Origin of the sequence: Streptomyces sp. BBFR2, assembly GCF_044497305.1 — a bacterium.
Taxonomy (GTDB): Bacteria; Actinomycetota; Actinomycetes; order Streptomycetales; family Streptomycetaceae; genus Streptomyces.
Map to the genome: position 1 here is coordinate 4082167 of NZ_CP172415.1, position 22896 is coordinate 4105062.

At 69.2% G+C, this 22896-nt stretch carries 20 protein-coding genes and 1 pseudogene; 15 read left to right on the forward strand and 6 right to left on the reverse strand.

The window, feature by feature from the left end; genetic code table 11:
• Positions 1-75: 75 nt before the first annotated feature.
• Positions 76-519 carry a DUF2000 family protein gene (locus tag ACGH2B_RS16470; protein ID WP_399089516.1) on the reverse strand — a complete coding sequence of 148 codons (444 nt, stop codon included), beginning with the start codon at positions 517-519 and terminating at the stop codon, positions 76-78.
• Positions 520-568: 49 nt separating this feature from the next.
• On the opposite strand from ACGH2B_RS16470, the gene ACGH2B_RS16475 reads away from it, so the two are divergent.
• Positions 569-1438, forward strand: coding sequence for an AraC family transcriptional regulator (locus ACGH2B_RS16475; RefSeq protein ID WP_399089518.1), 870 nt, complete (start codon positions 569-571; stop codon positions 1436-1438).
• A 113-nt stretch (positions 1439-1551) separates the two neighbouring features.
• On the opposite strand, the gene ACGH2B_RS16480 is transcribed toward ACGH2B_RS16475, so the two are convergent.
• Positions 1552-1887, reverse strand: coding sequence for a deoxyxylulose-5-phosphate synthase (locus ACGH2B_RS16480; RefSeq protein WP_399089521.1), 336 nt, complete (start codon positions 1885-1887; stop codon positions 1552-1554).
• A gap of 335 nt (positions 1888-2222) precedes the next feature.
• Positions 2223-3275, reverse strand: coding sequence for a response regulator transcription factor (locus ACGH2B_RS16485; RefSeq protein WP_399089524.1), 1053 nt, complete (start codon positions 3273-3275; stop codon positions 2223-2225).
• 160 nt (positions 3276-3435) lie between these two features.
• Between ACGH2B_RS16485 and ACGH2B_RS16490 the strand changes: the two genes are divergently transcribed.
• The 13 genes from ACGH2B_RS16490 to ACGH2B_RS16550 all read left to right on the forward strand — a co-directional run bounded on the left by ACGH2B_RS16490 (position 3436) and on the right by ACGH2B_RS16550 (position 16473).
• Entirely contained in the window at positions 3436-3582 is a 147-nt protein-coding gene (locus ACGH2B_RS16490; protein WP_399089527.1) for a hypothetical protein, read from the forward strand.
• Between the two features lie 220 nt (positions 3583-3802).
• The gene (locus tag ACGH2B_RS16495; protein ID WP_399089530.1) at positions 3803-4786 is read left to right on the forward strand and encodes a 2-dehydropantoate 2-reductase; all 984 of its coding nucleotides are present in this window, start codon (positions 3803-3805) and stop codon (positions 4784-4786) included.
• Positions 4783-5853, forward strand: coding sequence for an NAD(P)/FAD-dependent oxidoreductase (locus ACGH2B_RS16500; RefSeq protein WP_399089533.1), 1071 nt, complete (start codon positions 4783-4785; stop codon positions 5851-5853). The genes ACGH2B_RS16495 and ACGH2B_RS16500 overlap by 4 nt, the downstream gene beginning before the upstream one ends.
• Positions 5846-6151 carry a 2Fe-2S iron-sulfur cluster-binding protein gene (locus ACGH2B_RS16505; RefSeq protein WP_399089536.1) on the forward strand — a complete coding sequence of 102 codons (306 nt, stop codon included), beginning with the start codon at positions 5846-5848 and terminating at the stop codon, positions 6149-6151. Before ACGH2B_RS16500 ends, ACGH2B_RS16505 begins: the two co-directional genes overlap by 8 nt.
• Positions 6152-6305: 154 nt before the next feature.
• A complete protein-coding gene (locus tag ACGH2B_RS16510) occupies positions 6306-7064 on the forward strand; it encodes a hypothetical protein (protein WP_399089539.1) in 759 nt (252 codons plus the stop codon).
• Positions 7065-7166: 102 nt separating this feature from the next.
• Positions 7167-8501, forward strand: a complete 1335-nt coding sequence (locus ACGH2B_RS16515; protein ID WP_399089542.1) for an ATP-grasp domain-containing protein — start codon at positions 7167-7169, stop codon at positions 8499-8501.
• A gap of 32 nt (positions 8502-8533) precedes the next feature.
• Positions 8534-9880, forward strand: coding sequence for an acetyl-CoA carboxylase biotin carboxylase subunit family protein (locus tag ACGH2B_RS16520; RefSeq protein WP_399089545.1), 1347 nt, complete (start codon positions 8534-8536; stop codon positions 9878-9880).
• Complete coding sequence (locus ACGH2B_RS16525; protein WP_399089548.1) at positions 9880-11142, forward strand: acetyl-CoA carboxylase biotin carboxylase subunit family protein; 1263 nt, start codon at positions 9880-9882, stop codon at positions 11140-11142. Before ACGH2B_RS16520 ends, ACGH2B_RS16525 begins: the two co-directional genes overlap by 1 nt.
• Complete coding sequence (locus tag ACGH2B_RS16530) at positions 11139-12224, forward strand: LLM class flavin-dependent oxidoreductase (protein ID WP_399089551.1); 1086 nt, start codon at positions 11139-11141, stop codon at positions 12222-12224. The genes ACGH2B_RS16525 and ACGH2B_RS16530 overlap by 4 nt, the downstream gene beginning before the upstream one ends.
• Positions 12221-13492, forward strand: coding sequence for an MFS transporter (locus ACGH2B_RS16535; protein WP_399089554.1), 1272 nt, complete (start codon positions 12221-12223; stop codon positions 13490-13492). Before ACGH2B_RS16530 ends, ACGH2B_RS16535 begins: the two co-directional genes overlap by 4 nt.
• A 171-nt stretch (positions 13493-13663) precedes the next feature.
• Positions 13664-14635 (forward strand): EamA family transporter, encoded by a 972-nt coding sequence (locus ACGH2B_RS16540; RefSeq protein ID WP_399089557.1) that lies wholly within the window; start codon positions 13664-13666, stop codon positions 14633-14635.
• Positions 14632-14964, forward strand: coding sequence for a hypothetical protein (locus tag ACGH2B_RS16545; RefSeq protein ID WP_399089560.1), 333 nt, complete (start codon positions 14632-14634; stop codon positions 14962-14964). Before ACGH2B_RS16540 ends, ACGH2B_RS16545 begins: the two co-directional genes overlap by 4 nt.
• A 453-nt stretch (positions 14965-15417) precedes the next feature.
• The gene (locus ACGH2B_RS16550; RefSeq protein ID WP_399089563.1) at positions 15418-16473 is read left to right on the forward strand and encodes a Shedu anti-phage system protein SduA domain-containing protein; all 1056 of its coding nucleotides are present in this window, start codon (positions 15418-15420) and stop codon (positions 16471-16473) included.
• Between the two features lie 193 nt (positions 16474-16666).
• Here ACGH2B_RS16550 and ACGH2B_RS16555 read toward each other — a convergent pair whose 3' ends face one another.
• From ACGH2B_RS16555 to ACGH2B_RS16565, 3 genes and pseudogenes are all read right to left on the reverse strand, one after another.
• A complete protein-coding gene (locus ACGH2B_RS16555) occupies positions 16667-18094 on the reverse strand; it encodes a hypothetical protein (RefSeq protein WP_399089566.1) in 1428 nt (475 codons plus the stop codon).
• Positions 18051-21479, reverse strand: coding sequence for an AAA domain-containing protein (locus ACGH2B_RS16560; protein WP_399089569.1), 3429 nt, complete (start codon positions 21477-21479; stop codon positions 18051-18053). Before ACGH2B_RS16560 ends, ACGH2B_RS16555 begins: the two co-directional genes overlap by 44 nt.
• Positions 21480-21577: 98 nt before the next feature.
• Positions 21578-21715 (reverse strand): annotated as a pseudogene (locus tag ACGH2B_RS16565) (IS5/IS1182 family transposase); the annotation flags it as partial.
• A gap of 115 nt (positions 21716-21830) precedes the next feature.
• Here ACGH2B_RS16565 and ACGH2B_RS16570 point away from each other — a divergent pair.
• The gene (locus ACGH2B_RS16570) at positions 21831-22769 is read left to right on the forward strand and encodes a hypothetical protein (protein ID WP_399089572.1); all 939 of its coding nucleotides are present in this window, start codon (positions 21831-21833) and stop codon (positions 22767-22769) included.
• Positions 22770-22896 lie beyond the last annotated feature (127 nt).

Sequence of the window (22896 nt, forward strand, 5' to 3'; positions counted from 1 at the left end):
AGGAATCCACCCGACCACGCCGAGCCTGTGGATAACTCCGCTCCGTGCACGCCACGGGCCCTCCTGCCGGACGGTTCACGGATGCATCCGGGCCCCCTTGAACGCCTTGTCGACCGCGTTGCGCGGCCCGTACACGGCCAGTCCGACCAGGTCGAGCCGGTCCGCCGGGACGGCCCGGACCGCGGCGCGGTTGTCCCGGTCGTTGCCGGTGGCGAAGAGGTCGGCGGTGAAGACCGACCGCGCCAGCCCGCGGGAGAGCGCGCGGCCGTGCGCGGTGGTCAGCGTCTCCTTCGTCCCCTCGAAGATCAGGACGGGCTGGCGGAACATCGGCAGGTACGGGGTGCCGTCGGCGTCGGCGTACGGCTCGCCGATGGTCTCCGGCAGCTCCGGGCCGACGCCGCTGACCAGGAACGCGGTCACATTCAGCCGCTGCCAGACCGCCAGGTCCGCACGGAGCAGCACGGCGATCTTGGTGTCGAAACGTACGGGGGCGGGCTCGTTCCTCATGGCGTTCGTCATGCCATGAGACTGCCGGTCGCCCCGCCGCTGCTTCTTGTACGTTCTTTGCATGGAGGCAGGTCAGGAGGTTTCCGCGTGGCGCCCCCGGGTGCCCGGGATCGCGGAGGTCCTCCACGCCCGGTTCACCGGGCACGCGTACCCGATGCACCTCCACGACGTGTGGACGCTGCTGCTCGTCGACGACGGCGCCGTCCGCTACGACCTGGGCCGCCGCGAGCGGGGCACCCCGGACGGCACGGTCTCCCTGCTGCCGCCGCAGGTGCCGCACAACGGGTCGTCCGCCACCGCGCGGGGCTTCCGTAAACGGGTGCTCTACCTGGATCTGACGCAGTTGGACGAGACCTTCATCGGCCCGGCGGTGGACGGACCGGACCTCGCCGATCCGCTGCTGCGGCGCCGCGTCGGACAACTGCACACCGCCCTGGCCGCCCCGGGGGAGGAACTGGAGGCCGAGAGCCGCCTCGCCCTCGTCGCCGAACGGCTCCGCGGCCATCTGCGGCCCCGCCTCCTGGCCGGCCCGCCGCAGCCCGGCCGCGGCGTGGCCCACGCGCTGCGCGACCTCCTCGATGAGCGGCTGGTCAGCGGCGTATCCCTGGACGAGGCGGCGCGGCTGCTGCACGCGCACCCCGCCCACCTGGTGCGGGCGTTCACGGCCGCCTTCGGCATCGCCCCGCACCGCTATCTGACGGCCCGCCGCGTCGACCGCGCCCGCCGTCTGCTCCTCGACGGACTGCCCCCGGCGGACACGGCGGCCGAGGCCGGATTCCACGATCAGCCGCATCTGACCCGCCACTTCAAACGGTTCCTGGGCACCACCCCGGGCCGCTTCGCCCGCCGGGGCCCGGCACCGGGGCGGCGGCCCGCGACCGGGGCCGTCCGGCGGGCGGCGGCGGGCGGCCAGGACCGGGACGGGGCGTAGCGGCGCGGTGCCGGGACGAACGGGTCCGCCCCACCGGACGCATTCCTTTCACCGCGTCCGCGCCGGCCGGGGCCCGTACCGGGAACGGCCCCGCCGCGTTCCCGGTGCCGCCGTCACGGCAGTTCGCGCCGGACCAACGCGCGCGCGAACGGCTCCCCGGAACTCCGGGCGTGGTTCAGTCGCTCCCGTACCTCCCGGAGAGTCCGGGGGCGGTAACCGGGGCCGCCGCAACAACTCTTGTGAAAGCCGACTCCGGAGTTCAACAGGACGGAGAGCACCCGCCAGGCATCGGCATCCCGCTTCTTGGGAGCCGCGAAGGCGGAACCGACATGAATCAACGGTTTCGCACAGTGCGGGCAGATCCGCTCCCGGTCATAACGCTTCGGGTAGGGCAACTTGTACGAGGCCCGGCAGGGCAGACAGACGTAAGAGGTCTTTCCGGTCGGCATACGGGAAGCGTAGGTCGGCCGGGCCCCCGGATTCGAGGGAATTAGCCGCCCGCTCGCCGTACGTACCGCCGCACTCCGCGCGGCGAGCCGTTCATTGCGGAGTTCGGGGAGAACGGTTACCGGTGGCGCTGTGCGGGCGCGGGCCGTCGGCGAATGGCCGGGCTTCGCGGCGGCGGTCGCCGTAGGGGCATGGGCGCGTCGCCGCGCGGTGCGGGTTTCTGTTCCCGGCGGGCTGCCGCCGCCGGCCGTGTCTGTGGGGCACCGGCCGGCTCCGCGGCAGCCCGCCGGCTCCGCGACGACGGGCCGGGGCGTCGTCGTCGGGGCGGGCCGGTACGTCAGTCGACCAGCCAGCCGGCCCGCCGGGCGTAGCTGCCCGCCTGGAAGCGGCTCTGGGCGCCCAGTTCCACCAGGAGTTCGGACACATGGCGGCGGTAGGTGGTGGCGGACATGGACAGCCGGCGGGCGGCCATCTCGTCCTTCATGCCGGACTCCAGCATGCGCAGCACCTCCCTGCGCACATCGTCCTTGGGGGCGGCCGAGGGGTCACCGTCCGACGCCGTGAAGGGCCGTCCGGAGTCCCACATGCTCTCCCAGGAGCGGTAGAGGAAGCGGGCGAGTGAGCGGTCCCGGATGACCAGGGCGCCTCGGTTCGCGGGCTGGTCGGGATCGGCGACGACGGCCGTGTCCGCGTCGAAGAGGATGATCCGGTCGGTGATGTGGCCGACGGTGCGGAACTGCACGCCCGCCCCGGCCACGGTGCTCAGATGCTGCCGCATGTAGGGGTGGGACAGCACGGAGTGGGGGTAGAGCGTGCGCAGCCGGATGCCGCGCTCGGCGGCTTCCGTGGTGCGGCCCCGTCCCTCGTCTATCACCGGCTGGGCGGGGAGTGAGGGGTGCGCGGAGGCGATCTCGACGCTCGCGGTCAGCGTGAGCCGTTCCAGGACGCCGCGGATCGCGTCGATGCCGGTCAGCCGTTCCACGCCGGTGCGGGTGTAGTGGCTCTGCCGGGCCTCCTCGAACACCCCGCGCATGATCATGACGTGGTTGTTGACCTGGTCCGACCGCTGCCGTAACTGCCGTATCCGGGCGTCCACGGGGCCGTTGAGATGGGCCGTGGCGACGTCGGGGCTGTTGGCGGTGTACGTGGGAGAGGCGCCGGGGTCCTCGCCCGGGGCGTCGGCGCCGGCGGTCTGCGTGGGATGCAGCAGACGGAGGGCGGCGAGGTCGCGCACCGCCTCGGTGATCTCGGCGGTCGGACGGTCGAGTTCCCGCGCCACGAGCGCGGTGTGCAGGACGCCGTTCTCCAGGGCGATGCGATAAAGCGTCTGGTGCAGTTCGAGCAGTTGCGGCAGCTCCTGGTCCGCCCCCACCCCCGTGCTGGGGTCCATTTTGCCCACTTTTCTTCCACTCTGTGTGGATTAGCCGTGACGAGAACTTGTCAGTGACTTTTCACCATCAGCTTTCAGTGGCCATGGACACCCCCGTTCCGGCAAGATTTCTGTCGGGCGAGGGAGAACCTTTCGCCCGATAAAACTGGGGGAGAAAACCGTGAGCACCAGAAGTTCCGCTGTCGCGTTCAGCGCCACCTTTTTCCTTGCCGTAATTCCCGGAACGGTGACGGCGGTCACCGCGGACACCGCCGTGAGCAGTCATGTCGGTGCGGACGACGTCATCTGGGGCAGCGTCGAAAGGTGACGCGGCGCCGCTGCGTCCTCTCCCCCCTCTCCGCACTCGTTCACCCTTTTTGAAAATCCCGTTCAATAGTGACCGGATAATCGGATGAACCATACCCGACGGACTTGTGGAGCAGGAGGGTTGCGCTGTGCCGCCCCGCTCGACGGCGAGCCCTGCAGAGGAACCACCCGAATTCCGTACAACAGCAGGCGAAATCTGAGTCAAAAGCGAGGAAAGAATCGTGAAGATCGCGATAGTCGGTGCGGGGGGCGTCGGAGGGTTCTTCGGTGGCCGCTTAGCCGCCGCCGGACACGACGTACGGTTCGTCGCCCGGGGGGCCCATCTGGAGGCGCTGCTCCGGGACGGACTCACCGTGCGCTCACCGGACGGCGACTTCGCCGTCGAGCGGGTACGGGCGACCTCCGACGCCTCGGAGATCGGCGTGAGCGACTTCGTCCTCCTGTGCGTCAAGACCTGGCAACTGCCCGCCGCCATCGAGGCGTTGAAGCCTCTGGTGGGACCGGGAACGGGCGTGGTGACGCTGCAGAACGGCGTCGAGGCGCCGGAGCTGGTAGCCGAAGTCGTCGGCCGGGAAGCGGTGCTGCCGGGTGTCGCCAAGGTCATCGCGCGGCTGGCCGGACCCGGTGTGATCCAGCACGTCGGCGGTGAGGGATCGCTGACCTTCGGCGAGTGGGACGACCGGGTCACCGACCGCGCGCAGCGGCTGCGGGACGCGCTCACCGAAGCCGGTGCGCGCGGCGTCGTCGCCGGCCGGATCTGGGCCGAACTCTGGGCCAAGTTCCTGTTCGTGGTGCCGTTCGGCTCCCTCGGCGCGGTGACGGACGCGGGCTTCGGCGAACTCCGCTCCCGTCCGGGAACCCGCCGGCTGCTGGCCGACGGCATGGCCGAGGTGGCGCGGCTGGCCCGCGCGGCCGACGTTGAACTCCCCGATGACCTCGTGGAATCGACGCTCGCCTTCATCGACCGCCAGCCCGCCCAGGGCACCTCGTCGCTCCAGCGGGACATCCTGGCCGGTCTCCCCTCCGAACTCGACGCCTGGACCGGAGCGGTGGTGCGGCTCGGCGACCGCCTCGGCACACCGACGCCCGTCCACGACGTGCTGTACGAGGTGCTGAACCTGCGCGAGGAGCGCGCCCGGACGGCGCGTACGCAGGACGGCGACGAGGACGGCGAGGACGGCAGAACCGGGGGCGGCGGGCGATGACCGGAGCATCCGGAACCGCCGCGGAGGCGGCCGGCCCCACCCACATACCCGGCACGGCCGATCCGGCCGTCACCGTCGACATCGCCGTCATCGGCGCGGGCCCCGCCGGCCTCCACGCCGCCTACTACGCCGGATTCCGCGGCCTGACCTGCGCCGTCATCGACGCTCTCGACCAGCCCGGTGGTCAAGTGGCCGCGCTCTACCCGGAGAAGGCGCTCTACGACGTCGCCGGGCACCTGGCGGTCAAGGGGCGTGAACTGATCGACAACCTCGTCGCACAGGCGGCCGTCTTCGCGCCGCGGTATCTGCTCGGCCACGCGGCGACGACGCTCACCCGGCGCGCCGGGGGCGGCTGGAGCGTCGGCACCGACCGCGGCCGCACCGTGCACGCCGGGGCCGTCGTGATCGCCGTGGGCCTGGGCCGGTTCACACCCCGCGCCCTGACCTGCGCACTGCCGTACCTGGGCCGGGGCGCCGCCTACCACGTACCGCGCCCCGCGGACCACGCCGGACGGGACGTCGTGATCGTCGGTGGCGGCGACAGCGCCGTGGACTGGGCCCTGGCCCTCGCCCCGATCGCCCGCAGCACCACCCTGGTGCACCGGCGCGCCGCCTTCCGCGCCCACGAGCACAGCGTGAAACAGCTCCACGACGCCCCCGTACGGGTCCTCACGGACGCGCAGGTCACGGCCTGCCACGGTGCGGAACGGCTGGAGCGTGTCACGATCGCCCACGGCGGGGAATCGGCGCAGGTCCCGGCGGAGACGCTGATCGCCGCGCTGGGCTTCTCCGCCCACCTCGGCCCGCTCGCCGACTGGGGAGCGCGGCTGGAGCACCGGGCGTTCCTGGTGGACGCCGCCACCCAGGGGACCGACCTGCCGGAGGTGTACGCGGTCGGCGACGGCTGTGTCCGGCCCGGCCGGGTACCGCTGATCTCCGTCGGCTTCGCCGAGGCGGCCACCGCGGTCAACCACGCCGCCGTGGCGCTGCGCCCCGGCAGCCGGCTGGCACCCGAGCACTCCTCCGACGTCCCTCCCCCTGACCGCACCACGCGGAAAGGTGCCTGACGCCGTGCAGTTGAAGAAGCTGACCGTACTTCCCCACGGGCTGGACATCATGCTGCCCGCGGGCTCCCGCCTCACCGACATCGAGTACGAGACCCCCGAGCGCGTCATCCCCTTCGGCTGCCGCTCCGGAGCCTGCGGCGCCTGCGTCGTCGAGGTCATCGAAGGCGCCGACGCGCTGGGCGAGAGCGACGACGACGAACGGGACTTCCTGGAGGACCTCGGCAGGTCCGAGGGCTCCTACCGCCTGGCGTGCCAGTGCCGGCTCCACGGTCCGGCGACCATCCGCCTCGCCGACTGACACGCCCCTTTCCTCCTTCCTTTCCACCGCGCGCACCGCACCGGCAGGACCTGCCGCCGTGGCCCGACGGCCCGCGGCGTCGCCCGTGCGCGCCCCCGAACCATCTCCATTCCCGGAAGAAACCCGCCCGAACGGGCCTATCAGAGGGAGACCCATGTCCAACCGAGTCATCAACGTCGGCTACGACAACCGCCGGCCGTTCCTGAGCGCGTCCGCCTCCGCCGAGCTGCGCGCCGAGATCGACGTCCTCCTCGACCGGCAGGTCGAGGAGTGGTACGAGACCGTCCCGGCCGCCGCCCACCTGGAGGGCAAGGACGTCAACTCCGAGTACTACAAGCGGAATCTGATCGAGACCGCCTGGCGTATCCGCCTGCTGCGGGTGGCCGAGTCCAAGGCGCTCACCGAGATCGCCAAGCGGAGCCCGGAGGCGGCCCAGGTGTGGGCCAACTACGAGCAGGAGGAGATGCTCCACGACGAGCTGTTCATCGACGACCTCGCCAAGGTCGGCGTCAGCCGCGAGGAGTTCCTCTCGGTCGAGCCGTACCTGTCGACCAAGCTGCTCACCGGCTACTTCTCGTACCTGCTGGACCACGAGGGCCCGCTCGGCGTGGTCGCCTACTCGTACCTGGTCGAGTACGTGAACGTGAAGCTGGAGCCGCGCAAGCTCGTCGCGCTCAAGACTTCCGTCGGCGAGAAGAACATCGGCGGCCAGATCAGCCACTCGCACACCGACATCAACGACGACCACCCCGGCGAGGTGTGGGCGGCGCTGCGCCACCTGATCCGCGACGAGCAGGACATCGACGCGCTCAAGCGGTACCTCCAGGAGCACCAGCGGCTGCTCGCCCAGTACTTCGAGGAGCTGTACGCCAACACCCTCGGCGCCGAGGCGAAGGCGACCACCGCGGCCTGACCCGCTCCAGAGGCTCCCGCCTCTGCCTCCCCCTGCCCCGTGCTCCCGGGGGAGGCGGAGGCGGGAGCACCCCGCACCCGTACACACCGAAGGGATCGCAAGGTGAGCCACCCGGCCACGGCACACGGCGAGGGCGTCCTGCTGCTCAGCCACGTCGGCTTCTCCTTCATGGAGGACCTGATCGCCGCACTGGACGCGCGCGGACTGGCGTCCTACGTCCTCAGTTCCCTGCCCGAGCCCGAGCACCTGCCCACCCGGCAGGCCGACCTGGAGGCGAAGGCCACCCGTGTCCGGTGCACCGACGACCATGTGCTCACCCGCGCCGACGTCGAGTCGTACCTGACGGAACTGCGCGAGCGCGGTGCACACGTCCGGGCCTGCGTCACCGTGTGGGAGGGCTACCGCCATCTGATGGCGCACGCCAACGCCCTGCTCGGGGTGGACGACCTCGCCCCGGACCAGGTGCTGGCGCTGCGCGACAAGCTGACGCTGCGGCAGACGCTGACGGCGGCCGGGCTGAGCCGGGTGCGCGCCGAGGCGCTCACCGAGGAATCGCTCGCCGCCCACCAGCGGCGCCCGGGGAAGTTCTTCATCAAGCCCGTGAGCGGGATCGCCTCCTACGGCACCTTCCCGCTGTCCGCCGCCACCACCTGGGCGGAGATCCGGCGGATCACCGAGGAGTCCCGGGGCGACAGCGTCTACGCCTCCGCCTTCGGCGACGACGGGCTCGCCTTCCTGGTCGAGGACTACCTGCCGGGACGCGAGTTCAGCTTCGAGGTGCTCGTCGGCGACGGCGAGGCGTTCGTGGTCGCCGTCCACGAGAAGTGCGAGGTGACCGAGACCGGCGGCGCCGTCCTGGAGAACGCCTGCACCAGCCCGCCCGTCTCCGCCGGCCCGGAGCGGACCGCAGCCGGCCTGGCCTGGGTCACCGGCCTCCTGGCCCACCTGGACCTGCGCTGGGGCTGCTTCCACGTCGAGGCCCGGTTCGACGGCTCCCGGTGGGACCTGATCGAGATCAACCCGCGCGTCGGCGGCAGCCTCATCTCGCCCAGCGTGCGCGAGCTGAACGGCGAGGCCGGACTGCTCGACCTCTGGCTCGACCTGCTGCTGGAGCCCGTGGACCGGGGCCGGCTGCGCCGCCTGTCCTTCCGGCCCGACGGCACCCCGCCGACACCGCACGCCACCTTCTTCCGCGTCTTCTTCGCCGAGCCCGGCCGCATCGAGCACATCGGCGTCGCGGACGATCTGCCGCTCGCGCCCGCGCTCGCGCAGATCCTCCTCGGCGAGGGCGACACCGTCGAACCCCGCTCCCGCGAGGTCTTCCTCGGACAGATGCTGTGGCGCTTCCCGCTCGCCGAGCGCGACCGCCTCCTGCCGGAGCTGGAGCGGGCCTCCGCCCACGCCGTCGACGTGCGCTACGGCCCCCTGCCGCGCTGACCGCCGGACCCCTCATCCCAGGAGGCGACCCCATGCCCACCGCACCGCCCAGATTCCTCATCGTCGACTACAACCTCAGCCGCGTCGACGACGTACGGCACATGCGCCGCTACGCACGCGAGCGGCACGGCGCGCTGACCACCCTGGTCCGCGCCCGGCCCGGCGAGAGCGACACCCGCATCAGCGACGAGGTGATAGACCTCGACCCGCTCGACGCGGACTTCGCCGAGCGGGGCGAGAAGCTGCTGGGGCCGCGCCGCGCGGAGTTCGCGGCGGGCATCGTCTTCTCGGACAACGCGGTGCACAGCGGCGCCGAACTGCTGCGCCGGCTGGGCCTGCGGGTGGACGCGCCGGAGCCCGCCGAAGCCGCGTTCTGCAAGCTCGCCTACCGCGACGCGGAGCGCGCCGGCGGCGCCCTGCTGAGCGCCCAGCGGGTCCTGGTGCCCGACTACACACGGGTCGAAACAGTCGCCGACCTGCGGGAATTCGCGCGGCGCCACCCCGGCGGCTTCGTCGTCAAACCGGCCAAGGAGGGCAACAACCGCGGCGTCGTCCTCGTCCGCCCCGGCGACGACCTCGACGCCGCGTTCGCGGAGGTACGGCCGTACGTCCGCGACGGCGTGCTGTGCGAACAGCTCATCCCCTACCGGCGCGAGTTCTCCTACGACGGCCTGGGGAGCCTCTCCTTCGTCACCGAGAAGGTCAGCGCGGCCGGGCGGTACCCGGTGGAGGTGGCCCAGGTGCTGCCCGCCCGGGTGAGCCCCGCCGGACACGCCACACTGCGCCGCGCCGGACGGCTCGCGAACTGGCTCGTCGGCCAGTGCGACGGCCCCTTCCACAACGAGATCAAGCTCAGCGACGACGACACCCACGCCGCCGTCGTCGAACCCAACCGCCGGCCGGCCGGTATGCGGATCTGGTCACTGGCGTCCTGGGTCCACGGCGTCGACCTGTACGAGAAGTGGGTCGACGCGGCCTTCGGCCTCCCGGCGGGCGGCGACCTGCCCGACGCGGACCGCTCCGCCGCCACCGTGATGCTCGGCGTCGCCACCGACCGCGGCTTCGCCCCGGCCGACGTACGCCCCGGCGCGGCCCCCTTCGACGACGCCCTCGCCGCTACCCGCGCCCGCCACGGCCTCGCCGCCGACGAGCTGACCGCCACCGAGTTCGGCTGGCTGGCGCGCGAGCGACGCGACCTGCACGCCGTCCCCCGCGACAACGCCGACTTCGCCGCCCAGTGCTGTGTGCTGCTGCACTCCGCGCACGCCGACATCCGGGACGTCGTGCACACCCTGCGCGAGCTGTGGCCGGCCGCGCTGGACGCCGCCTGCGACGCCCCGGACACCGACCGCCGTAGCACCTTGCTGGAGGCTTGCTGATGAGGATCCTGATACTCCACCGCATCCCCTACCCCAAGATCGAATACCACCGGGGCATCGACCACGACCGCCACGACGTCACCTACCTCGGCACCGCCACCGCCCTCGCCACCCTCCCCGCGGACCTGCGCGCCACCCGCGCCGTGCGCCCCGGCGAAGGCGCCACCTACGACGAGGCCGTGGCCTGGCTCGACGGGCAGCGGGGGCGCTTCGACCGGATCATCTCCATGTCCGAGTACGAACTGCTGGACGCGGCCCGGCTGCGGGAACGGCTCGACGTGCCCGGCGCCCGGGTCGAGCGGGTCCTCCTCGCCCGCGACAAGGTGCTGATGAAGAGCGCCGTCGAACGGGCCGGGCTGCGCGTCCCGCGCTTCCTGCCCCTCGCCGACCTGCTCAAGCGCGGCGGCGCCGCCCCGTGGCAGGGCCGGACGGTGCTGAAGCCGCACCGCGGTGCCTCCAGCGAGAACGTCGTCGTCTTCGCCACCCCGGCCGAGGCGTACGCAGCCGTGACCGCCCGGCGCTCCTCCGCCGCCGACCTGGACACACCGGACGACAACGGCGAGGCGGTCGCCTCGTACCAGGTGGAGGAGTTCGTCGACGGGCCGGTGCTGCACTTCGACGGACTGGTGCAAGGCGGCCGGGTGCTCGCCCTGACCGGCAGCGAATACCTTGGCACCTGCCTCGGCTACGCCCAGGGCCGCCCGCTGGGCTCCTTCCAGATCCGGCTCACGGACGGCGCCGAACGCTGGGTGGACCGCGCCCTGGACGCCGTCGGCATCCACGACGGCAGCTTCCACCTGGAGGCGATCCGGGACGACGCGGGCGAGTTGGTGTTCCTGGAGGTCGGCAACCGGGTCGGCGGCGCCGACGTGGCCGACACCTTCGAACGGCGCACCGGCGTCCACCTGCCGTCCTGGGAACTGCGCGTCCTGCTCGGCGAGGACGTGGCCGGCCGGCTGCCCCAGCCGCCCGCCGACCGCGCCTGGTACGGCTGGTTCGTCCACCCAGGACACCACCTCGGCGCCGGTGTCCTGGAACGCCTCGACGGTACGGACGGCTTCCGCGCCGAGGCACTGACCTGGCACGAACTCCCCACCGGGACGCCGCTGCCCGACCACATCACCTACGGCGCGCACGAGACCGTCCTCACCGGGACCATCGGCGCCGCCTCACCGGACGGGACGCGGGACTGGATGACCCGCCTGTTCGGTTCGCTGCGCCTGCACGCCGCGGCGCATCCGCACGAAGGAGCACAGACATGAGCGCGTTGCGGTTCCACTGGGGATCGGCGCTGGACAGCGGCCAGAAGAAGTCCACCGAGAAGTACCGCTCGGACGTCCTCGACCTCGACGGCGCCCTGGACTTCGCCCGCGAGGCCGACGCCCTGGGGGCCGAATCCCTGCTGATGGCGCAGAGCTACACACTGCCCGACCCGGTGCCGCTGCTCAGCGCGATGGCGCGCGAGACCCACCGCGTGAAGTACATCCTGGCGTACCGCCCCGGCCTGCTGTCCCCGACCCTGTTCACCCAGCTCGTGAACACCCTCTCCTGGATGTCCGAGGGCCGTATCGCGCTGAACCTGGTCGCCGGCATCTCCCCCGTGGAGCAGGCGTACTACGGCGACTTCCTCGCCCACGACGACCGGTACGCACGCGCCACGGAGTTCCTCGACGTCCTGCACCGCTTCTGGCGGGGCGAGACCCCGATGACGTACCAGGGCGCCCACTACCGCCTGCGCGACGCCCAACTGGGACTCGCCCCCTACGCCGGACGGCGCCCCGAGATCTACGTCAGCGGAGCCTCCGAGCCCGCCCAGCGGCTGGCGCTGGAGTACGGGGACTGCTGGTTCCGCTACGGCGACGTCCCCGAGAAGATCGCCGAGGTGACCGGGCCGTTCCTGGCACGGGACCGGGAGGTCGGCCTGCGCATGCAGATACTGGCGCGGCCGACCCGCGAGGAGGCGCTGACCGATCTGGCGGAGGTGATGAGCGAGACCGACGAGACCCACCGGGACTTCGTGGCCCGCTTCGTGGCGGCGGCCGACTCCGAGGCGGTGCGCAACTCCTTCCGGCTCGCCGAGGAGGCGGACGGCGGCTGGCTCTCCCCGCTGCTGTACTCCGGCGCCGTCGCCTACCGCGGCGGCCCCGCCCTGTGCCTGGTGGGCAGTTACGCCGAGGTCGCCGGCCACCTCATGGAGTACAAGGCCGCCGGCGTGGCCCAGTTCATCTTCTCCGGCTGGCCCGCGCGGGACGAGATGCGGCACTTCTTCACCGGCGTGCTGCCGCTGGTACGCGAACTGGAGGCCATGGACCGGCACGCCGTGGCGGCCGGAGGGACGCGGTGAAGCGGAGCCGCCCCGAGCGCGTACGCCGATTCCTGTTCGGCACCGGAGTGCTGGCCGGGCTGATGGCGGAACAACTCGTGCTGTTCGCCGTCCCGTTGCTCATCTACCAGGAGACCGGGAAGGTCACCACGCTGGGCGCCTCCTTCGCACTGGAGTGGCTGCCCGCGCTGGCGATGTACCCGTTCGCCGGGCTGCTGGCCGACCGCGACGGCGGCACCCGGCTGTTCACCCGCGCCAACTCCGCCCGTGCCGCGGTGCTGGTGCTCACCCTCGTCCTGTGCCTGGCCGTCCCCTCCTGGACCGTCGGACTGCTGATGGCCAACGGGGCGCTGCTGGCGTCGGTCATGCCCGCCGTCCGGATGTCCGTGGAGAAGGTCGTACCGCGCCTCGCCCAGGGCGACGACCTGCCGCGCACCCAGGCCCTCTTCCAGAACATGGAGCTGCTGGCCCAGGCCCTCGGCCCGGGCCTCGCCGTGCTCGCCGCGGCCGCGCTCGGCAAGATCTGGCTGCTGGGGATCGCCGCCACGCTGTTCGCCACCGGCGCCGCCTGCTGGCTCGGCCTGCCACGCCTCGCCGGCTCGGGCGACGGCCCCGGCAGCGCCCGGGTGATCCTCGCCGACCTGCGGCTCGGCTGGCGGCTGCTGGTGACCAACCGCCCCGTCCTGCTGCTGGCCGGCCTCAACTTCGCCATCAACCTGGCCTTCGCGACGATGCTCAGCGCCAACGCCGCCGTCGTCACCGGCGAACTGCACGCCCCCGAGTCGTCCTTCGCCCTGCTCAACACCCTCGTCGGCGTCGTCGGCCTGGCCAACCTCGCGCTCACCCCGCTGCTGGTGCGGCGGTTCGGCGTGCCGTTCCTCGGCGTGGTCGGCTACCTCGTCCAGTGCGCCGCGCTGCTGCTGCTCTCCTTCGCCCCGACCTTCGCGCTGTACGCCACCGGATTCGTCGTCGCGATGGGCGGAGTGGCCTACTTCAACGTCTTCAACCGCACCCAACGCGTCAAGGTCATCCCCGGCGAACACCTGGGCAAGGTCATGGGCCCGTTCTTCCTCGTGGGCCTGACGCCCTACCCGGTCGCCGGTCTGCTCGTCAGCACCCTGGGCGCGTCGGTGGGCCCGCAGCACCTGGTCGCCGGACTCACGGTGCTGCTCGCCGCCGTCGGCGCGCTCGCCCTGCCGGTGACCCTGCGCAGCTTCCGCGCGGCGCTGCGGACGTCACCGGAGCCGGACGCCCCCCTGACCACGCCGTCCACCCCAGCGGAGGCATGAGCATGAGCCCGACCCCGGAGGCATGAGCATGAGCCCGACCCCTACCCGTACCGAAGAGCCGCCACGGACCGGACCGCACTGCGGCCCGCCGGCCCGCCCCCTCCTCCGGCACCGGCGGGACTTCTGCACGGGCACCGCAACCGCCAGGCAAGAACCGGAGAACACACTGCGATGAAAGCCCGACACGTACTCCTCGCGGTGGCGATCACCGCGATCTGGGGACTCAACTTCTCGGTGACGAAGATCGGCCTGGAGACGGTGGACCCGTTCCTGCTGACCGGCATCCGCTTCACCCTCACCGCCTTCCCCGCGGTGCTGGTGGTCCGGCGCCCCGACGTCCCCTGGCGCTACCTCGCCGGATACGGCCTGATCTTCGGCGTCGCCCTGTGGGGCGTGGTCAACCTCGCGGTGCAGGTGGGCGTCTCCGCGGGCATCGCCTCACTGGTACTGCAGCTCAGCGCGTTCCTGACGATCCTGCTCGGCGCGGTCGTCTTCCGGGAGAAGCTCACCCGGCACCAGATCACCGGCACCGTCATCGCCCTCGGCGGCCTCGCCTGCACCGCGTTCCTCACCGACGGCAGCGTCACCTTCGCGGGCCTCGCCCTGGTCGTCCTCGGCGCGTTCTCCTGGAGCGCGGCCAACGTCCTGATGAAGAAGGCGGCCCCCGACCGGGTCGGCGCGTTCCTGGTGTGGTCCTGCCTGTTCTCACCGATACCGCTGTTCCTGCTGGACCTCGCGGTGGGCGGCACCGCCGGCTTCGAGCACCTCGGCTCCGGACTGGACCTCACCGCCATCGCCTCGATCCTCTTCCAGGCGTACCCCAACACCCTCCTCGCGTACGCCATCTGGAACTGGCTGCTCAGGGAGTACCCGGTCTCCACCGTCGCCCCCCTCTCCCTCCTCGTCCCCCTCTTCGGCATCACCGGCTCCGTGCTGATCTTCGGCGAACAACTCCCCGCCCTCAAGATCCTCTCCGGCCTCCTGATCATCGCCGGCCTGGTGACCAGCCTCTACGGCGCCCGCATCCAAAACGCCCTGACCAGGCACCGCCCCCCGAGGCCGTCCGGCACCGAGCCCTCGGCCGCGTCCGAGCCTTCGCCCTCGTCCTCGCCCCCGTCCTCTTCCGAGGAGGCCACGAGATGACAGCCCCCGCGGTGATCCCCGGAGTGGTCGACGGAACGGTCACGGCATCAACAGAACCCGACGGCACGGTCTCCCTGCGCATCACCATCGGCCCCCACACCGACGACTGCGACTACATCGAACTGATCATCACCGCCGACCACGCCACCCGCATCGCCACGACCCTGCTGCACACGGCGGCCACCTCCACGCCCCCGCTGAGCCCGGCGAACCCCGCCACGCCCCCGCTGAGCCCGGCGGATCCGCCCGCAACCACGACGGCCCCCTGCTCGGTCGGAGTCCGGCTCACGACGGGCGCTGCGGGCACCACGGGGACGCTCCGGAGGTGAGGGGGCCGGACGCGCCACCGGCACCGCCCGTACGCCATATACATGCCGCAAGACCGGAGGCCCTGCCACCCACTCGGGCGGCAGGGCCTCCGACCTGCAATTTCCCTGTGCCCCCGGCAGGATTCGAACCTGCGACACCCGCTTTAGGAGTTTTCCCTGATCAAGGTCGTGACCTGTGGAAACATCGGCCTCAGGGTGCCTGGCCTGGGAAAACACCCCTCCATATTTCTCACGTGTTCGTGGGGTTTCCCAGCCTCATGTGTGCTGAATCCGTTCTGGCTCCTCGTGTCAGCGGTAGCTGCCACGGTGGTCTGTACCAGCGTGAGGCGCTGCTCTGAGCCGTCAGTCGCAAGCAGGGGTGTCAGTGGCTCCTGGGAGTATGGAGCGCTGGCGAACGAGTGCCCCTCCACAGCGGACGCCGACGTGTGGCAACCAAGCAGACTAGGAGACCAGTTGACGCGCCTCGCACTGACAGAGTCCCTGCTTACCTGGCGCTATCCACGCCTTGATCTCCCAGCGCGTCAGCGCGTGGCGGCCTTCTGCCGTGCCTTTATGACGGAAGGCGCCGATGCCGCGCTCGGCTCGCCCAAGTGGGCGGCAAAGCCGTTGCTCGGGGACCGTGGACGGATACAACCCATGTTCTCTGTGCGCCTCGATCACACGATGCGGGCTCACTTGCTGCAGCCCGCCCAACCTGCCGGTCCACATGTGCTCGTCGACGTGCATGATCGCCACCCAGTGATCGACTGGGTGGACCGTTACGTCGCCGAAGCGGCCACAGCGCCAACTGTCGAACTACTCAGCACCAGTGAGGCCCTGGACCCGACGGTCGAGACTCTGGGTCTCGCCATGGTCGATGGTCGACTGAGGCTGGTCTCTCTGCAAATGGACGGTTCGGTGCGGCTGCCCTCTGCCCCCGGCATCGCCCATGACCTGCTGAACATCGTCACACCGAGCCTGACGGCCCTTACCCGCGAGCTTGAAGACCTGATTAATGATCCCAGAGTGCGCGAAGCCAATCTTCAACGATTCTTCGAGCAAAACCCAGATTTCCTGCTCAACGATGCGTACGTAAGGGCCATCCCGCAGCTTGTTTTGCCGCTCAGCGGCGGCAGGTCGCTCCGGCCAGACTTTGCGCTCACCCCATCCAACCCCGCCGATCTCTGCGATCTGTTGGACCTCAAGCTCCCCCAGCATCAGTTGTTGGCGGGCATCGACAGCCGCATACATCTCTCCGCGAAAGTCATGGATGCGGTTGGGCAGATGCGCACCTACCGGAACTACTTCAACGACGAGCGTCGGCGCGAGGCGGTGCATGCAACCTACGGCCTTCACTTCTTCAGACCGCGAGTGATCGTTGTGATTGGGCAACGGAAGGTCGTCGATCCGATCCAGCTGCGCGAGGCAGAGTCAGACGTCCCGGGCCTCACTCTGATTACTTATGATGACATCCTCGAACGAGCCAGACGTCGAGTCCGTCGCAGGTCTCCCTTAACCGAGCACAGGTAGCGTGCTGTGCAGGTTTCGCATCGTCCCCTTGACGCGCGGCGGCGGTGAACTGGCCCAGGGCGCCTATCAGTACCAAGCAGGCTTCCAGCACCAACTATCCAGAAGGAGACCTCGGTGTAGAGATCTGGGTCCATGCTGCCGAATCGTGCCGCACGCGCGAACCGCGCAGCCAGCAGGCTTCCATCACCGGTGACTATCTGCGTTGTTCGTCGATCAGCTCGAGGTATCGGGCGTACTGGGTGTCGGTGACCTGGCGGTTACGGATGAGACTTCCTTCTTCCATGCGGTAGGTGCGGTCGGGATCGCCCTTGAAGGACAGCCAGTTGAAGGAGGTGGTCACCCACACGTCGTCGTAGACGAGGACCTTGGCGTGGGTGCTCTTGAGCCGGGTGAAGGAGAATTTGTCCTGGTAGCGGGCGGCGAGGTTGTTGAGTTTCCGGACAGCGGCCAGGTCGGTCTTAGTGTCGTTGTCCTCGTAGCCGTAGGCGATGTTGATCTTCACACCCCGGGCTAGGCGGGTTTCCAGACGGCTGAGGAACGTCGTGGTGATGATCGCGTTCTTGATCCACGGCGAGATGATCAGGAGACGCCGCCGGGCGTGGGTGAGGGCTTCGTCGAGGATCTCTGCGTGCTCGAAGACGCCGATGGCACGGATCTCGTCTGCCTGAGGTTGGGGTGCCGCAGGCGGGGCCGGCGCGGGGGCCTGGGAGCCGAGCTGGAAGGCAGCCTGTTCGGCGCGGTGCTGGGTTACCTCTTGGAGAGGGACGCGGGCCTTTTCCAGGTCAGGTTCCAGGAGGGGGCGCTCAGGCGGCGGTTCGATGGTGATGCCGAGGGCCTTGGCGCCACCGTGACCGATCAGCTCGAGTTCGTGGGCCTGGCTGAGCTCGCCGTCCACGACGACGCCAAGCTGGATTTCGGTGCGGTCCTCGTCGGCGTACACGAGGAGCTTGACCGGGAGGACGCGGCGTGCCTTGGTCTGGCTGATGCTCTTGACCTGGAGCACCTCGCGGTTGGTGGTCCCGTTCTCCCGGAGCAGCGCGGTGATGTCGGCAGCCGTGATGTTGCTTTCGTCTACGGGGCCGGACCTTGCAACAGGCAGCACGATCAGGCCGTCTTCTTCGGCCAGTCCGCGCGGCACGGTGGTGCGGCGGTCGTAGGGTGCCACCTTCCCCAACATCTGGTCGTACACAAGTGGCTGGTTGACCCGCACTGGGACGACGGCGGCTGCCTTCTGCGCCGTGGTGCGGCCCTTGTCGGTGAGCCGCAGACCTGGGGTGCGGGCATCGTCTTGTGGAGCAGGCGGTCCCCACCTGAGGTTGTCCGAGCGGAATAGCTCGGCGACGGTCTGGTCCACCATCCGCTCGGGCACGCCGAGCATGCCCGCGACGTCGCGCCCAGTGTTCACGTTGCGGTCGACCAGCCGCAGCACAAACTCGTCCATCAGCGGCAGGCCCTTGCTGTCTTGGGCGAGGACTTCGGCGGTGATCTGTGCGACGGGGAGTGCTGCGTCGACGATGGTGACCAGCTCGAGCCCGGGACGGGCGTGGTGGTAGCGAACAGCCAGGAGACTGTCGGGGCTAAAGGTAGGCATCGCGAATCTGGCACTCTTCCGGGTGGTCACTCATGTAGTCCAGGACGTCGCGCAGGGCCCCGGCCCGACTACGGCAGAATCCGGCATCACCGATGATCATCAGACCGAAGCGAGCACGGCTGAGGGCAACGTTGATGCGGCGCCAGTAAGGCTGGCCGAGGAAGCCGAGTTGACCGCGGTTGTTGCTGCGCGTCACGGAGAACACGGCCAGGTCGCATTCGCGGCCCTGCACCGCGTCGACGGACAACACCTCAGGGGTGATGTGCTTGAGCTTCAGTGCAGCCAGACCCCGCGTGAGTTCCTCTACCTGGCGGCCGTAGGGGGCGATGACCAGGACATCGAGGCGACGCTTGTTTTGAGGGACCTTGATCATCTTTTTGTCGATGGCCTGGTCGATGACCTCGAGGCGACGCATCGCCAGCTTGCTTTCGAGGGGGTTGGAGATGCTGGTCTCCGAGGAGGTCCGCTCGGATTCACGCCGACCGGGTAGGGCGCTGGTGTCCAGCCAGAGGACCGGCTTGTTGATCTGAACGTACCCCGGCAGTGTGTGGTCGTTGGGCGAGATCAGTTGTCCGTCGTAGAAGCAGGTACTGATCATGTTGCCGATCGCCGGCGTCATCCGGTACTGCTCGCGTAGAAGATGCTTGACCGGTGTATCTGTGCAGTTGGCGAAGTACTGGAACAGTGTGGTCATCACCAGCTCGGGGATGAGCTGGTGATCGGACATGATCTTCTCGTCGCGCAGCAGATCCTCGTCGATGGGAGGCAGCTGGTTGGTGTCACCGACCAGCACCCATCGCTTAGCCCGGGCCAGCGGCACCAGGGCCTCGGTTGCGGTCGCTTTGGACGCCTCGTCGAAAATGCACAGATCGAATTCGAGATCCCTCGCTGCGGGGTGGCCAAGGAAGCCGAGAGCCGTGCCGCCGATCACGTGCCGAGTCCGCAGGAAGGCGCTGATCAGGTTCTGGTCGGTGCCGATGCGCTGCAGCCACTCGCCCTGCAGACGTAGCAGGTTCATGAGCTCGCGCCCGGGGCCGGACGGGCCAAGAAGGACTTCGACCGAGTCGCGGGCATCGATGGCGCTGAGGTCCTCGCGTAAGGTGAGTTCGCCGGTGAGCATGGATTGGACCTCGGCGAAGAGCTCGGCACGCTGTTCGAGCAGCTGCTCTTGGCGGGCGCGAATGGTGACGACTTCCTCGCCGAGGTCCCGGGCGGAGCTGGTGCGGTCAAGGGCCGGGCGACTCGACATTTCCTCGAGTTTGAACGATACGTGGGTCAGGTTGGCGGCTACGGAGGCGAGTTCCTCCAGTAGCAGGGCGGCTTTGAGGTGCCGGGCCTCCAGCCCGTTGTTGGCGGCCACCGTGTCCAGGTGCTTCTCCGCCCGTGCACGAACCCCCTGGGTCCATTTCTTGATCTGCTTGTCGAGGAGCAGCGGCTGGGCGCTCTCGGCAACCCGCGGGTCGTCGACGCGGCCCAGGCGGACGAGGCCGCTGATGCCGGCGTCCTCGATGCGCTTGAGCGCATTGTCGATGGCGATATGGGTTTGGCTGACGATGAGGATGCGGGCGTGGGGATCGCGCTTGAGCGTCTGCTCGACGATCTCGGCGATCACCGTCGTCTTGCCGGTGCCGGGCGGCCCCTCGACCAGCAGCAGATCCTGGGTTCCCAGGGCGTGGGCGACGACTTCGCGTTTGCTCTTATCGAGGTCGGCCCGGAACCACTGGGCGACCTCCGCGGGCGGACGGGAGGGAATGGCCGCGGGGTTGTCGATGAACTGCCGAAGGAGTGGGTTGGTCGTCTGTCCGGCAGCAACGGCGCTTAGGGCATCCCGCTGACGGTTGATAGCGCTCTGACTAGGCCCAAGGAATGGCAGCAGGACACCGCGAGAGGGAAGGACCGCCTTGGGGCGCGTCATCCGCAGCACGATGGTGTCGTCGGTCTGGTTGATCACTTCGCCGCGGTCGGCGGGCCGGCTATAGGGGTACTCGGCCACTGACCACTCTTCACCGATCTCCACTGTGGTGCCTGGCGCGGCGAGGTGGAAGACGCGGGTGAGGCCGCCTCCCTCTATCCGTTCGTACTCGATGGGCTGCCGGCCGTTTGCCACCGCCTCCTCGCGAGCCTCCAGGACCCGTCGCCAACCGTCGAACAAGTCGCCGAGCTGGTGGCGCATGCGGTCCCTGGCATGCTCTTCGCGTTCAGTCTGGTGCGCATTGAGGCCGTCCAGCAGCAGGTTGAGCCCGTGATAGGCCGGATCCTCGCCTGGATCGTCGAAGGTCCAGGTGAGGATGGGCAGGAGCTTGAGTGAGGACTCGCGGCGCCTGGCCATCCACTCTTCCGGTCGCTCCTCCGCGGAAATGATGACGCACCTGTCGTCGTACTCTTCGTCGCTGACTAGGCGGAGGAATAGAGTGCGGCCGAACACCCGCACCGTGGTGTCGTCGATCTCTTTGGTCTGCGGGTTGTAGCCGTAGTCGACGTGAACGGTGCCGGAGATGTCCGCCAGGATGTCGGACTTCACCTGCACCCAGTCGATCTCTTCGCCGGCCGAGGTGCTGCTCAGTTTCTCGGCTGCCCGGCGGGTCAGTTTCATCCAGAGCGCATTGCGATGGCGTGCCTCACGGCTGCTGCAGATCTGCTCTGCTTCCAGGAGCCGATACTCCAGGACGCTGGCGTTCGCCGGGCGCTTCTGCGGGTCGTAGTCGATACAGGACTTCAGGATGCTACGGATCTCTGGAGCCAGCTCCAGCTCATCGAGTACGGCCGCCAAGTCCGGGTAGTCGCGGGCCTGGTTGCGGGACAGGACCTGGATGGCGAGGACTGCGTAGGCGTAGACATCACGGACGTACGGGATCGCGTCGCTCTGCTCCGGCGGCGCATACAGGGTCGAGCGGAAGTCGGCCACCGTCTCGTCCGTGGCGACGGCGGCCTTTGAAAGGAGTTTGGCAATCCCGAAGTCGGCGAGCTTAACTGTATCGTCATCGCTCAGCAGGACATTGCCCGGCTTCAGGTCGCGGTGCTCGATTTGGTGATCGTGCGCGTACGCGAGGGCGGAAGCCAGGGGCCCGCCGATGCGGGAGAAGTAGGCTGGCCAATCCAGAGGACGACCGTCTGCCATCTCATCCTTGAGGCTGCGGTCGATCCACTCCAGTGCGATGAAGTAACGCTCACGCTCGGCGTCCCAGCCAGAGTCGAGCATGTGCACGATGTGGGGATGGTCCAGTGCCTTGAGCGCCGATGTCTCCCGCTCCAGGAAGATCTCGCTGATTGCGTCGTCGCGCTGCTTGAGCAGTTTGACAGCCACGTAGTCGCCGCCTTCGCTGGTGACATCTACGGCCTTGCGGACCTCGGACAGTCCGCCAGGGCGGGCCTCCTGAGGTAGCAGCAGAAACCGGCCGTTGATCGTCTTTCCCACCCACTGCTCCCTGCTGATTGCTGCTGGTACAGCTCCCCCTACTGCCATCTTGCCAGCGCGTGTCTCATCGGATCACCAGTTTGCTCTAAGACGTCGTTTCACTTGGTGAGTCGGCCGTAGTTGATCAGGCTGGTGGCTATGGAGGTGAAGGCGAGGAAGTGCTCGGGCTTGCGCTCGTAGCGTCGGTGCGACCGGCGGCAGCCGGAGAGCCAGGACATGGTGCGTTCGGCGGCCCAGGCTTATGCAAAGTGGTGAGTGGACGGCACTTCAACTGCGTTGGGACGTGGACGAGGTGCAGGATCTCCACATCTGCTGGACACGCGAGTCTTCAGGGCTGCACGATCACCTCTCATGGACAGCGTGGCCGAGCCCGACAGTCGTGAGACCACCTCTTCTCGAGCGCGCGGATGGCTTCTTGAGGGATCCGTCGCGCTGGGGTCCTTCGCCCTGTTGTGGGGCACAGGATGGGTCGTGAACAGCGGCAGAGCACTGCCAGAGATGGTCCAAGGGATCGTCGGTCTCCTCGGTGTCGGGTTCAGCGTTACCGGCATGGGCTGGTTCGTTCGTCGCAGATTGGCCGCTGACGCGGACCGCTTCGCGGACGGACGTGAGCGCGTACGCGAAGCGGAGCAGGGACTCGAACGTGCGCTGCAGCCACACCTCGTCACCGATGGTCTGGTGGTGCAGGGCTCAGTGCACGGCGGCGTGATCATCCACTACCCAGGCACGGACGGCTCCGGCGCGACCTCGGTCCCAGAGTCGGCCGGTCGGGGGGAGGGCGAGGCCGTCACTGGAGTGGCAAGCGTCCCCACTGCTGAAAGGAAGACGAGGCTCCCGCTTTCTGAACTCTGGGCCGTGACTCACCGACGTCTCGACCATTATCACGAGATTGCCCTGCGCCAGGCTTCGCGTTCGTTCCGCAACGCTCAGATTGCCATGGGGCTCGGCTTCGTCCTTCTCTTTGCCTTCGTCTTCATGGCGCTGCGCGCCAGTACGACGGCGGGGAGTGTGGTGGCTGGAGGGTTGGGAGCCGTCGCGGCCACGCTGGCCGGGTACGTCAGTCGGACGTTCATCCGCTCTCAGGAAACTGCGGCGGGGCATTTGAGGGCATACTTCGATCAGCCCTTGGAGTTCTCTCGCTACCTCGCTGCAGAACGGCTCATCGCCGAAGCTGAGTTGAGCGAGGGACAGCGCGGCGAAATACTGGCCACGCTAATCGAAGCAATGGTAGTAGCGGGAGACCAGAAGTCTGCGGCAAAAGATGCAGCCTCGGAGGCTCCCACCGCTTGAAGAAGCTCACAATGCCTAGCTTCAGGGCTGAAGCCGTAGTGTGGAGGCCGGTTAGGCATTTGCCTTCCTCGCAGCGTAGTTGGGCGAGGCGGCGGGCCCGCCAGGCTCGGTAGTCCGGCGGTTAGGT